Source organism: uncultured Cetobacterium sp. (assembly GCF_947039425.1).
Taxonomy (GTDB): Bacteria; Fusobacteriota; Fusobacteriia; order Fusobacteriales; family Fusobacteriaceae; genus Cetobacterium_A.
Window position 1 is genome coordinate 1 of record NZ_CAMQYW010000031.1, and the last position, 12,641, is coordinate 12,641.

Sequence of the window (12,641 nt, forward strand, 5' to 3'; positions counted from 1 at the left end):
GGTAATCTTCCTCTTCATATTCATAAAAATCTATTGAAAAAACAATATCATCTCTTTCAGAGAATCTTTCTTCAAAAGAGTTTTTTATCATTTCATTTCTTCTGTCAGAGTAAGGATTCATTGGGAAATATGCAGAGATTGCATAATCTACCATTAAAAATTGTTTTTCATCTTTGTAAAAATCTAAAGGATTTCTTGTTTTTAAAGGCTCATCAATTTTTAGACCAGTTGCTCCAAAATCATAAAAAATATTAGAGATTTCTTTTTGAGCAGTTTCTATATCATCACTATCAAATATAACTTTTATTTCAATAACTTTCATAATTACCTACCTAATTAAAAATTCCTAACTCAATAAGAGAAAGGTTTATTCTATCAATTTTTGTACATTCACCAGTTTCATCATCTAATTCAATGTCAATACCGTTAATTCTTTCTTTTCCCTCTGCAATTTCAAATCTTTGAGGAAGAGCAGTTAAGAATTTAGGAATAATTGATTCTTTACTCATACCAATAATACCATTATCTGAACCAGTCATACCAATGTCACTAATAAATCCTGTTCCTTCTGAAAGTATTTTATTATCTGCAGTTTGAACATGAGTATGAGTTCCATAAAGAACAGATGCTTTCCCATCAATATAGTTAGCTAAGGCTATTTTTTCCGATGTAGCTTCAGCATGAAAATCAACAATTATATGTTTACACTCTTTTCTTAATTCGTCTAAAAGAGAGTTAAGAGTAGCGAAAGGACAATCTATAGGTGGCATAAATACTCTTCCTTGAAGAGAAATAACCGCTATTTTATTTCCTTTTTTATCTTTTTTTATAGTATATCCGAATCCAGGAACTCCTTGTGGGTAGTTATATGGACGTAAAACTCTATCCGAACCATCTAAATAATCATAAATTTCCTTTTTATCCCAAATATGATTTCCACTTGTAATAACATCGACACCCCAAGCTAATATTTCATCACATAATTTTGTTGTAATTCCAAAACCAGCAGCAGCATTTTCTCCATTAACTATAACAAAGTCATAAGAAGATTTATTTTTATCTAAAAAAGCTTTTAGAGTCTTTCTTCCAGGGTTTCCAACAATGTCACCAACAACTAAAATTCTCATTATTTACCTCATTTCTATTATTATTTTATTACCAAAAGGTATTATAACATTTTTCACTAAAAAATAAAACTGCAAAATAACTATAAAAATATAAGTAAAAGTTGACAAAATTCAGAAAAAAGTATATTATAAAGGTATATTATAAAGCGCTACTAGGAGGGAATTATGTTAACTAAAGAAGAATACTTAAAAAAAATAGGAACAACAGAAGAAGAATTAAAAGCTAAAGGATTAGAACTTGTATTCATAGGTCAAGTTGGGTATGATTCTGAAGAAGATGGTTGGGATACTGATTATATAGATCCTACTAGATGTGTTGAAGTTGGAATGGGTTGTAAATGTGCAACTGGAGGAACACTTCACGATAAATTATAAAATAAATTAAATAGTGAAACATCTAAAATATAAATAATTTTAGATGTTTTTTTTTATTTATTAATTATGATATACTTAAGGTATATAAAATTAAGAGGGAGAGAAGAATGAAAAATACAGGAATTGTAAAAGAAGTAAGTAAAAATAAAATTACTCTTTCTATGTATAAGGAAAGTGCTTGTTCTCATTGTAACAAATGTAGTGATAGCAATAAAATTACAAATGACTATACAATATATACAGAAGAAAATATAAATATTGGTGATATTGTAACCTTTGAAATGGAGGATTCTCAAGTTTTGAAAGCAGCTACAATTGTTTATATTATCCCTGTAATATCAATATTTTTAGGATATTTTTTAGGAAGTTATTTAGGTTTTTCTGAAGGAAAGTGTATTATTTTTAGTTTAGGAGCATTAGTTATAACTTTTGGAATTATATTTTTATATGATAAAATTGTTGTGAAGAATAAAATGGAAAAAAATATAAGAATAATATCAATAGAAAAAGGGGAATAATATGTATAAAAACATTGTTTTTATTATACTTATTTGTTTTTTCCAGAAGGGGTATTCAAAGAATATTGAAATAGATTATTCAAAGACTTTAGACAAAAATGGGAAAGTTTACGTCAAAAAAAGTATAGAGCCATTAACAGGGATGGTGAAATATAAAAAAGATAGAGAATTCTATAAAAATGGAATTCCAGAAGGGAAGTGGTTAAGTTTTTTTTCAGATGGTAAAATAAAATCGATTGAAAATTGGAAAAATGGAAGTTTAAATGGAAAATATATTTTGTATAATCAAAAAGGGATTAAAAGCTTTCAAACATACTATTTAAATGGTAAAGATCATGGGAATTTTAAATTATATCATGAAAATGGTAAACTTCAAATTATGGGTAGATTTATATATGGAAAGGCAATTGGAGTTTGGAACTACTATGATAAATCTGGAAGATTAATTGGAAAAAAAGATTATACAGAACATGTAAAACATTTTGATCAAAACAATTAAGGGAGAAGACTATATATGAAAATAAAATTAAAAAGATATTTTAATAGCAGCGTTTTAGTGAATCCAGGGAAAGCGAAAAATCTTTATGAAAAATTAAAAAAAATATTAAAATTAGAAAAAGAAGTAGTCTTAGATTTTAGTGGGATAAAAGCAACAACTTTTGTATTTTTATTTGTTTTGTTTACTAATTTATGGAAAGAGTATGGTAAGGATTTAAAAAGTAAATTAGCTATAAATAATGCTCCAGAAAACTTAGTTAATCAGATTATGTATTTGAAAAAAAATTATAAAGAATTAAATGAAAAATTTTCTGGAAATCAACAAAGTTTTGCCATTTCTTATTTGGGATAATTGTTGACAAAATTAATATATAATGTTAAGATCTAAGCATAAATACATTATTAAATATATAGGAGTGTAAATTATATGTTTTTTGAAGAAGTTGAAAATGAAATTTATGATAGTACTTTTGATTCAATATACTATGCCTTATTAGAGGAGTATAAAGAGGGATCATTAACAATAGAAATGTTAGAAACAAATATAGAAGAGCAACAACAAATTTTATTAAATGGATTATTTGAAGGGGAAACAAAATTTGCTTATGCAAGTGCTGCAGTAGATGCACATCAATATGCTTTAGCAATGATTAAAAAAAATATGGTAGCTTAAGAGTGGATTTTATTCACTCTTTTCTTTTTGCAAACATTGTAAGAAAAAAATTTAAAAAACAGAACACAAATTTTTTGAAGAATGTTCTAAAAAAAAACTTGACATACTTATGTTCTTATTATATACTACTAGTGAGACCGAATTTGATTGAATAGATCTATATACCCCCCAAAAAATCTATTTTAATCTTTTTTATTTTTTAACACTCCCCCGTGTTATGAAAAAACCCTCCTTCCCAGGAGGGTTTTTTCATTATAAAAATAAAACAAATAAAAAAGTGTTCTGTATTGAACACTTTTTTATTTTAATAATTGTACTAATAAAGGAGCTAAAAAAATAGTAATTACACCAGCTATAACTATAGATAAAGCACTCATAGCACCTTCAGTTTCTCCCATTTCAATAGCTTTGCTCGTTCCTACAGCATGACTAGAAATACCAATTCCTAAACCTTTAGCAACAGCACTTTCAATTCTAAAAAGTTTTAACATAAGTGGAGCAAAAATATTTCCAGTAATACCAGTAACCATAATAGCAAAAACAGTAATAGCTGGAATTCCTCCCAATAACTTACTAACATCAATTCCAATTGGAGTTGTTATTGATTTTGGAACAAATGATAATAAAATAATATCTTGTATCCCTAAAATTTTTCCTAGAATAATAACAGATGACATAGCAGTAATTGATCCAATCAAAGCACCCGTAATAATAATTTTATAATGTTTTTTTAGTGTGTCTAATTCTTTATATAAAGGAATGGCAAGACAAACAGTAGCTGGAGCAATAAAGAAACCTAAGATGCTACCACCTTTATTATAATATGACGTAGGGACATTAAAGGCTTCCATTACAATAAATATTATAATAATAGCAATTAAAATAGGATTGAAAATTGGAAGTTTAAATTTATTAAAAACATCTTTTCCAATTTTAAAGGCAATTAAGCTAATAAATAATCCGAAGAAAGGATTGTTAAAAATAATTTCTTTCATTATTTTTTCCTCCTCATCATAAAGTCTACACTAAGAGCCGTAACTACCATAGTAAATAATGTAGTAAACATTAATAAAAAAATAAGTTTAAAGAAATCTCCTTTTAAAACACCTATAACATCTAATAATTTAACACTTGGTGGAATGAAAGTTATAACCATATTTGCTACAAAAAATTCACCAACAGTTTTTATAGATTCTAATTTGATAATTTTAAAAGTTAGAAATATAAATAAAAGCAACAATCCATTAACTGTTCCTGGAATAGGGAGATGAAAGACTTTTTCAAGAACTACACCTAGGTAGTTAACAGAAAGGATAATAAAAAATTCGAATAACAAGATATTACCTCCAATATTTAATAAAATATTAAAGAGGTGCTAAATTAGCACCTCTTTAAATTATTAGTCTTTTCTCTTCATTTGTGGGAAAAGGATTACATCTCTAATAGAAGGAGATCCAGTTAATAACATGATCGCTCTATCGATTCCTATACCTAGTCCACCTGTAGGTGGTAAAGCATACTCAAGAGCTTCTATGTAGTCATCATCAATAACTGCAGTAGCTTCATCATTACCAAGTAAAGCTTCTTCTACTTGAGCTTCAAATCTTCCTCTTTGGTCAGCAGGATCATTTAACTCAGAGAAAGCATTAGCATATTCTCTAGCATCAATAAATAACTCAAATCTATCAGTAAATCTAGGGTTTTCAGAATTTCTCTTAGCTAAAGGAGAGATTTCAACTGGGTGACCATATATAAATGTTGGTTGAACAATATGCTCTTCACATTTTTGTTCAAAGAACTCATTGATAATATGTCCAACTGTAGTCATATGATCAGCAATTTCAACATGGTTAGCTTTAGCTAATGCTTTAGCCTCTTCAACTGTCACATCATTCCAGAAGTCAGCTCCTGTAATTTCTTTAATCATATCTACCATATGAACTCTATTAAATTTACCTAAGTTAATTTCTTTTCCGTTGTATTCAATAGTTGTAGTTCCTAAAACCTCATTAGCAAGGTATTGGAATAAGTTTTCTGTTAAATCCATCATGTCGTTATAATCAGCATATGCTTGGTATAATTCCATCATAGTAAACTCAGGGTTATGTCTAGTTGACATTCCTTCGTTTCTAAAGTTTCTATTAATTTCATAAACTCTATCAAATCCACCAATAATAAGTCTTTTTAAGTATAACTCAGGAGCTATTCTTAAGTATAATTCCATATCAAGAGCATTGTGGTGAGTTATAAATGGCTTTGCAGCAGCTCCACCAACGATAGGGTGCATCATTGGAGTTTCAACTTCTAAGAATCCTTTTTTGTTTAAGAACTCTCTAACACCATTAATGATTCTAACTCTTTTAATAAATGTGTCTTTAACATCTTTATTCATGATAAGATCAAGATATCTTTTTCTATATCTAGTTTCAACATCTGTAAGACCGTGGAATTTTTCAGGTAAAGCTCTTACATTTTTAGATAAAAGTTCTCCATAAGAAACTCTTAAAGTAAGTTCTCCTTTTTGAGTAACAAATAAAGTTCCTTCAACACCAATGATATCTCCTACACCTAATTTTTTGATTATAGCATATAATTCATCACCAATTTGGTCTTTTCTAATGTAAACTTGAATTTTTCCTGTTTGATCTTCAATATGAGCAAATATTGCTTTTCCTTGCTCTCTGAATCCCATAATTCTTCCAGCAGTTTTAAATGTTTCTTCTAACTCAGGAGAGGCATTTAAAAGAGTTTCAATCATGTGAGTTTTTTCATATCTTTTTCCAAAAGGATATACTCCAAGGTCTTGAAGCTCTTTAACTTTGTCCCATTGCTCCATTACAAGACGTTCTTTTCCTACTCTATCAAAGTATTTTTCCATAATAATTCTCCCTTTTTCTAATTTATAGTTTCAATAAATAAATGCTACTTTTTCTTCCCCAAGTACTACTTGGATTATTTTCTCTAGATTTTCTTAAATATTCTTTAGCTTTATCAATGTTTCCTTGTTTGTGATTAATAACACCTAAGTAATAGTATAATTCAGATGAATTTTCATTAACAGATTTAATATTGTTAAAATCACTTATAGCTTTATCATAGTTGCCCATAAGGAAATATGTTTTTCCACGATAAAATAAAATATTATCAAGATCATTTTCTTTTGTATTAGTTATAGCTTTATTAAAAAAAATAAGAGCTTCATTATAACTTTTTCTATTAAGAGCATCTCTACCGTTACTTAAATTTTTATTAATTACAGGAATAGTAGTTTCTATTGTAGGAACTATTGGTGTAGAAGTATCAAGAACATCTTGAGAAGGGGTATTACTATTTAAAGTAATTCCATTTTCAGAGGCTAAACTATTATAATAGTTTCCTTTGTTAATATCTCCATTTTTAATATAAAGATTTCCCAAAGTGCTAGCTAATTCTGGATCTTCAACATCTCCATAAAACTTTTCAAGAAAACCTAACTCCTCATTAGTAGCAGTAGTTTTTCTTTCAATAATTCTTTTTATTGCTGTATTTAATTTTAAATTGTTTTTATTATAATTTAAATAATAGTTATCAATAACAAAGTTATTCTGATTTATTTTTTCTTCTAAAAGTAAAAGTTTAACTTTTTCATCCTCTGTAAGAGAAAAATTTTCTTTTAAATATTTAATTTTATTATTAAGTAAAAGGTTATTTCCTTTACCAGCACCTAGGTCAAGAACCATAAATGATACATCTTTTTGTTTATTATTTGTAGGAAAAGCCATCAAATAAAGTTGAGCACTTTTCTCTAATAAATCTAAATTTTGATTTTTGTAGCTGTCTAAAATTATATCATAATTATCTTTTTCAGTAAAATCATATTTCAATTTATTTTTTATCCGTATTGTTCCCATATAAGTAAAATCATTATAAACTTCAGCTGTATATAACCCCTGATAAACACTTGAAAATTCTAGATTGTTATTTATAAGAGAAAAATTAAATCCAGATTTAACTGGAGTAGAAATAATTTTCAACCTATTTCCATTGAGACCTGTAATTTTTAAAGTTTCTCCAATGTATGTTTCTAAGACACCTGAGATTTGCGATGGTGCATATACTCGTGTAGCATTGGAATTTAAATCTCTTTCAACTAAATCACTTAAGTAATCGATTCCTGAATTAGTTAAATAAAAACTATTTTGTGGTAAGATTGGATTTTTTGTAGTTGTAATTGATGTTTTTCCAGAAAGTGGAAGATTTGTCTGTAAATTAGAACAACTAAAAAATAGTAAAGCAGTAGCAGATAATATAAATAATTTTTTCATTGACCCCTCCTTAATAAAAAATAGAGCAAAGGATTGCTCTATTTGCATATTTAACGTACCTCTATTATTTCAATATCTAATTGATTAATTTCGATATTATTATCGTATATAATATATGAAGTTGTCAACTTATTTTCAGTATAATTTAAAGATTTACAAAAAATAGTAAATTCTTTATGAAAAAAAGGAGTATGATAAGAAAATGGAGTTTTCTTTCCTTCTTTTAAAATTAAAGAACTATTAACCTCTCCTTTTTTATGAATTTCAACAAAGTCAGAAGAAATTTTTATTTCTCCATTTCCTTCTTTATTAGAATATCTAAAAATAATTGTGTTATTTTCCGTAGTCTTAGTTGCGATTATTTTTTGAGTAATTTTATCTCCAAAAGAATCAATACTATTTATAAGCACTCTAGCCATTAGAAATACTCCTTATCATTTTCATCGTCATAATCCATATCAAAATAGCCATCTTTACTGTATGAATCTTCACGATCATAATATTCGTCATCATCCCAGTCTCCAATATCATCTTGTCCTAAATATTCTTCTTTCCAAAACTCTAAAATAGAAGAGATTTCACCACCATCTTCAATAAGTTGAAGTTCATCATTTTCTTCATCAAATAAAAAAATATGATTAAGACCATTAAAATCCTCAGTTATAAGATATTCTTTGTCTCTAATAATTAAATTTTCAAGAACAGTTAGTTCGAACTCCTCGTCATCGATGTTGTGAAAAAAAGTTTCTCCTTGTGAATACATTGTTTCCTCCTAAATACTTTATAAAAATTAAATAAAAATTAAAACCATAAAATTATTTGTGATATTTAGTATTTTTTAAAATACTAAACCATCTATAAATTTGTTCTGTTAAAATAAGTCTCATTAATTGATGTGGAAATGTCATTTTAGAAAAACTTAATTTTAAATCTGAAATGCTTCTAAGTTCTTCTGATGTTCCGTAAGATCCGCCGATAATAAAATTAATAGTACTATGCCCATTAACAGTAATTTTTTCTATTTGAGATGCCATCTCTTCAGATGAGAAATTTTTCCCTTGAATATCTAGAAGGATCTTAAAACCCTTATGTTTTTCAAGAGTTTCTAAAATTGATTTTGATTCTTTTTCAATTGAGATATTTCTATTTGTATCATTTCCATCTTCTTTTAATTCAATTATTTTAAATTTTGCAAAACTTTGCAATCTTTTTGCAAATTCTTGAATTCCGTCGAGAATATATTTTTCTTTTACTTTTCCAATACATATTATATTTACATTCATTTTCTTTTAAATCCCTTTTCCATATCATTTAAACTTACTTTAAAGGTGATTGGCCTTCCATGAGGACAAGTGAACTCACCTATATCAATAAGTTCAGTTATTAATTTTTCCATTTCGTAGATGCTTAATTTTTCATTAGCTTTAATAGCTCCTTTACAAGACATTGAAATTATCATATTTTCTATAACTTCATTTTTAGAGTTTATTTTATTTAAACCTCTTAATATATTGAAGAATATATTTTCAATAGAATTTTTCAAATCAATATTAGGAACTGCTCTAATTAAAAAATCTTTATCGTTAAATGGATCTATTTCAAATCCAAACTCCTCAAAAAATTTAAGATTATTATTTAAGATTTCAATTTCGTTTAAAGAAAGTGAAACTTGTATAGGAACTAATAAGTTTTGAGAAGATATTTTTTTGTTAGAATATTGTTTTTTAAGTTTTTCGTAGAGAATTCTTTCATGAACAACATGTTGATCATAAATAATAAGTTCATTATTTTCTTCTACTAAAATAAAAGAACTGGAAAATTGCCCAATAATCTTTATTTTAGAGTTGTTTTTTAAAACTTTATTTTCTTTTTTAGGATGATGAATAGATTGTTGTATAGGCTCTTCAATGGCAATAGATATACTCTCTTTTTTAGGTGTTTTCAAATCAAAAGTGTTTGTTTCAACTTTAATTGGAGTAAATCTAGATTGACTACTAATTTTAAATTTTTCATCACTTATATTATCATTTATTTTAGTATTGTCAATATTAAAATTAAGTGAAGACAATTCTATTGGTGAATTTTGGTTTTTTCTACTTTCAACTTTTGCTTGAAAAATAGGAGTAGAAAAGTTTTTATTTTCATCAAAACTCTCTTTAATTGAATGATAAATTTTTTGATAAATATCATTTTCATCAGAAAATTTTATTATTTTTTTAGAGGGATGTACATTAACATCAATTTTTTTAGGATCAATATTAAAGTTAATTATAGCAAAAGGATATTTACCTTTCATTAATTTAGTATAAAATCCATCAAGAAGAGCTTCTTCAATAATTTTTGACTTTACAGGACGATTATTTACAAAAATAAAGATAGAATCTTTAGTAGAACGAGTTAAAGATAAATTTCCAATATATCCGTAATCAAATTTTATAATATTTTTTAAAGTATTTGTATTGAAAAGTTCTAAAATAGTGTTTTCAATTCCTTTTCCGCTCGTTCTTATAGTTTCTTTTCCATCGATTGAAAGAATAATTGAAACAGAAGAGTTAGCAAGTGCTTCATTTAAAACAATCTCTTTTATTTTAGAATTTTCTGTAGAATCTTTTCTAAGAAATTTTAATCGAGCAGGTGTATTAAAAAATAAATCTTTAATTTCAATATCAGTACCTCTACTTTTTTGAATTTCTTTTAAATTAGTAATTTTTCCAGCAATAGTATTAATAGAGTTTCCACAAGTTTCATTTTCTTGTTTACTAGAAATAGTCATTTTAGAAACAGCAGAAATAGAGGAAAGAGCCTCACCTCTAAAGCCATAGGTAACTAAATTAAAAAGATCTTCTTGTGAAGAGATTTTACTAGTTGCATGTCTTTCAATACATAAAAGTAGATCTTCTCTTGACATGCCTTTTCCATCGTCAACAAATTTAATGTGTTTACCGCCGTGCTTAATATCAATTTTGATGTATTTACTATTGGCATCTAAAGAGTTTTCAAGTAGTTCTTTGACTAAACTTGCAGGATTCTCAACAACTTCACCAGCAGCAATCATATTAGAAAGAGATTCATCTAAAATTTTAATAACTCCCAACATATACCTCCTTAAGAAACGATATCACCATCTATTATTATACATAATTCAAATAATTTCAACTATTTTTTTATTAAATATAAATTTAATAGAAAAAACTAATATGATATAATAAAAAAATATAGGGTATACAAAGGAGGGGAAAGTTGAGAATAAAAGTGTTAGTTTTAACAATGATTTTAAGTTTAAAAGTATTTTCAGCATATAATGTAGATGATTATATTTTATTTCATAAAGGATTACAAGAAAATGAAAAAGAAAATTATAGAAGAAGTGAATTAATTTATGAAGTATATTTAGAGAATTATAAAGACTCTTATCCTTTGATCAGTAACTATGCAAAGTACTATATTGCTAAAAATTATTATGATTTAAAAAATTATAAAGAAGCAATTATTTTTTTTAATAGGGCAGTTTATACGCCAGAAAAATATATAAAACAAGAAACATTTAAAACAAATTTTTTTCAATATAGAAGAGATTTTTATATGGGGAAAATATATTCTGAGTTAAAAGATTTTAAAAAATCTGAAGAATATTATAGTAGATTAATTAAAAATTATTATGACCCTGATTTAACAAAATATGAGAAGTTAGCTTTTGAACAATTAATAAAATTTAATGACAATTATAAATATCTATATGCAGTTAAATATCAAGAAAAATTTGAATTTTTAGATGAATTAAAATATGAAAATGTTGCAGGATTAAGTGAATATTTTTATGAAAAAAAGGAGTATTTACAATCAAAGAAGTGTATAGAATATTTAATAGAAACTTATCATGATATTGATTTTAATTTGAAAAAAAGATATATAAATATACTGTTAAATTTAAAAGAAAATAAAAAAGTTATAGAGTTAACAAATCAAGAAAAAGATTATTATATGATTTTTTATAGAGGAATAGCATTTTCAAGAGAAAGAGATTATTCAAGAGCAATATATAATTATAAAAAATTGCTTAATACAGAATATGATGAAGATGTTAAATTTAGAATGGCAAAAATTTATTATGATTTACAAGAGTATGAAAAATCTAGAATATTAATAAAAAAATGCAATAGGGAAAATGAAAAAATAAGTTCTATTTTATTGAACATATATATAAAAGTTAAGAATAAAAAACAGTTTGTAAAAGAATACGAAAAATTCCAAATAAAGTATCCTTCGAATTATAAAAATGGTGTTTATTATTTAATATATAATCAAATAATGAAAAAAGATAAGAATCCTTGGGAAATAGAAAACTATAATGCATTTTTCATTGGGAATTTTATTGTTAGGGATTATATAGTTTCTTTAAAAGATGATTTAGAAAAAAGAAGTTTTGAAGAAAAAACTTTGAAAGATGCTCTTGTAAAAATTGGTAAGTTAAATGACAAAGAACTTTTTGATTTAGCAATAAAAAGTGGAACATTCACTTTAAAAAATAAAAATAACGATAATTCTATTATTTTAGAGAGCTTAGTAGAAAGCGGTTTTTATTATGAGGCTTATAAATATGCTGTAGGACATTCAGATAAATTATATGAAAATAAGAGGTTATTAAGTTATTTGTATCCTAAATATTATAAAAAAGAAGTCGAAGATGTAAAGAAAGAATATTTAGTTCCAGATTCTTTAGTTTATACAATAATAAATATTGAGAGTTCTTTTAATAATAGATTTAAAGGTGAAAATAAAATTGGATTAATGGGTGTAAAAAGAGAAGATAAATTATCAGCAGAGTATTATTTTAGTCCTAAAAATAATATTTTAATAGGGATGAAAAAGTTAGAAAAATATTATTATAAATATAAAGGAAATAATTTGAAAATATTGTTAGCTTATATTTATGGAGAAAAAGAAATAGAAAAAATAAATTTTGAATTAGATGGTGATATTAATTTAGATACAATTAAAAATAACTTAAAAAGAAAAGAAATAGAAGAGATTATATATACATATGCTTTTTATAGTGGGATATATAATTAAGGAGGAAAATTGAGGAATACTAAATGGATATATAGAGCTGAAAAAATAAAAAAAGATAATATTAATTTAGATAGTG

At 25.6% G+C, this 12,641-nt stretch carries 15 protein-coding genes and 1 pseudogene; 6 read left to right on the forward strand and 10 right to left on the reverse strand.

The window, feature by feature from the left end; translation table 11 throughout:
* Together Q0V09_RS03425 and Q0V09_RS03430 are read right to left on the reverse strand one after the other, a co-directional pair.
* Window positions 1–322: pseudogene (locus tag Q0V09_RS03425) on the reverse strand (50S ribosomal protein L11 methyltransferase); the annotation flags it as partial.
* 10 nt (window positions 323–332) lie between these two features.
* Entirely contained in the window at window positions 333–1,127 is a 795-nt protein-coding gene (locus Q0V09_RS03430; protein ID WP_297406583.1) for a TIGR00282 family metallophosphoesterase, read from the reverse strand.
* A gap of 165 nt (window positions 1,128–1,292) precedes the next feature.
* Here Q0V09_RS03430 and Q0V09_RS03435 point away from each other — a divergent pair, with 165 nt between their 5' ends.
* The 5 genes from Q0V09_RS03435 to Q0V09_RS03455 all read left to right on the forward strand — a co-directional run bounded on the left by Q0V09_RS03435 (window position 1,293) and on the right by Q0V09_RS03455 (window position 3,191).
* Complete coding sequence (locus Q0V09_RS03435; protein WP_297406582.1) at window positions 1,293–1,502, forward strand: hypothetical protein; 210 nt, start codon at window positions 1,293–1,295, stop codon at window positions 1,500–1,502.
* 107 nt (window positions 1,503–1,609) lie between these two features.
* Window positions 1,610–2,020 carry a SoxR reducing system RseC family protein gene (locus Q0V09_RS03440; protein WP_297406581.1) on the forward strand — a complete coding sequence of 137 codons (411 nt, stop codon included), beginning with the start codon at window positions 1,610–1,612 and terminating at the stop codon, window positions 2,018–2,020.
* A 1-nt stretch (window position 2,021) separates the two neighbouring features.
* Window positions 2,022–2,519 carry a toxin-antitoxin system YwqK family antitoxin gene (locus Q0V09_RS03445; RefSeq protein ID WP_297406579.1) on the forward strand — a complete coding sequence of 166 codons (498 nt, stop codon included), beginning with the start codon at window positions 2,022–2,024 and terminating at the stop codon, window positions 2,517–2,519.
* Window positions 2,520–2,534: 15 nt separating this feature from the next.
* On the forward strand, window positions 2,535–2,870 hold the full coding sequence (locus tag Q0V09_RS03450) for a DUF4325 domain-containing protein (RefSeq protein ID WP_297406578.1): 336 nt from the start codon (window positions 2,535–2,537) through the stop codon (window positions 2,868–2,870).
* Window positions 2,871–2,945: 75 nt separating this feature from the next.
* Window positions 2,946–3,191 (forward strand): hypothetical protein, encoded by a 246-nt coding sequence (locus Q0V09_RS03455; RefSeq protein ID WP_297487173.1) that lies wholly within the window; start codon window positions 2,946–2,948, stop codon window positions 3,189–3,191.
* A gap of 299 nt (window positions 3,192–3,490) precedes the next feature.
* On the opposite strand, the gene Q0V09_RS03460 is transcribed toward Q0V09_RS03455, so the two are convergent.
* The 8 genes from Q0V09_RS03460 to mutL form a co-directional block, all read right to left on the reverse strand.
* Window positions 3,491–4,186, reverse strand: a complete 696-nt coding sequence (locus Q0V09_RS03460) for an LrgB family protein (RefSeq protein WP_297487175.1) — start codon at window positions 4,184–4,186, stop codon at window positions 3,491–3,493.
* The gene (locus tag Q0V09_RS03465; RefSeq protein ID WP_297407827.1) at window positions 4,186–4,527 is read right to left on the reverse strand and encodes a CidA/LrgA family protein; all 342 of its coding nucleotides are present in this window, start codon (window positions 4,525–4,527) and stop codon (window positions 4,186–4,188) included. Before Q0V09_RS03465 ends, Q0V09_RS03460 begins: the two co-directional genes overlap by 1 nt.
* A gap of 63 nt (window positions 4,528–4,590) precedes the next feature.
* Entirely contained in the window at window positions 4,591–6,069 is a 1,479-nt protein-coding gene (gene lysS, locus Q0V09_RS03470; RefSeq protein ID WP_297407828.1) for a lysine--tRNA ligase, read from the reverse strand.
* A gap of 22 nt (window positions 6,070–6,091) precedes the next feature.
* The gene (locus Q0V09_RS03475) at window positions 6,092–7,495 is read right to left on the reverse strand and encodes a M48 family metallopeptidase (RefSeq protein WP_297487178.1); all 1,404 of its coding nucleotides are present in this window, start codon (window positions 7,493–7,495) and stop codon (window positions 6,092–6,094) included.
* A gap of 50 nt (window positions 7,496–7,545) precedes the next feature.
* Window positions 7,546–7,914, reverse strand: coding sequence for a DUF1934 domain-containing protein (locus tag Q0V09_RS03480; RefSeq protein WP_297487180.1), 369 nt, complete (start codon window positions 7,912–7,914; stop codon window positions 7,546–7,548).
* Complete coding sequence (locus Q0V09_RS03485) at window positions 7,914–8,258, reverse strand: hypothetical protein (RefSeq protein WP_297407052.1); 345 nt, start codon at window positions 8,256–8,258, stop codon at window positions 7,914–7,916. The genes Q0V09_RS03480 and Q0V09_RS03485 overlap by 1 nt, the downstream gene beginning before the upstream one ends.
* Window positions 8,259–8,310: 52 nt before the next feature.
* Complete coding sequence (gene rlmH / locus Q0V09_RS03490; RefSeq protein ID WP_297407050.1) at window positions 8,311–8,778, reverse strand: 23S rRNA (pseudouridine(1915)-N(3))-methyltransferase RlmH; 468 nt, start codon at window positions 8,776–8,778, stop codon at window positions 8,311–8,313.
* Window positions 8,775–10,592, reverse strand: coding sequence for a DNA mismatch repair endonuclease MutL (gene mutL, locus Q0V09_RS03495; RefSeq protein WP_297487183.1), 1,818 nt, complete (start codon window positions 10,590–10,592; stop codon window positions 8,775–8,777). The genes rlmH and mutL overlap by 4 nt, the downstream gene beginning before the upstream one ends.
* Window positions 10,593–10,735: 143 nt before the next feature.
* Between mutL and Q0V09_RS03500 the strand changes: the two genes are divergently transcribed.
* The gene (locus Q0V09_RS03500; protein ID WP_297487185.1) at window positions 10,736–12,565 is read left to right on the forward strand and encodes a transglycosylase SLT domain-containing protein; all 1,830 of its coding nucleotides are present in this window, start codon (window positions 10,736–10,738) and stop codon (window positions 12,563–12,565) included.
* The last annotated feature ends 76 nt before the right edge of the window (window positions 12,566–12,641 follow it).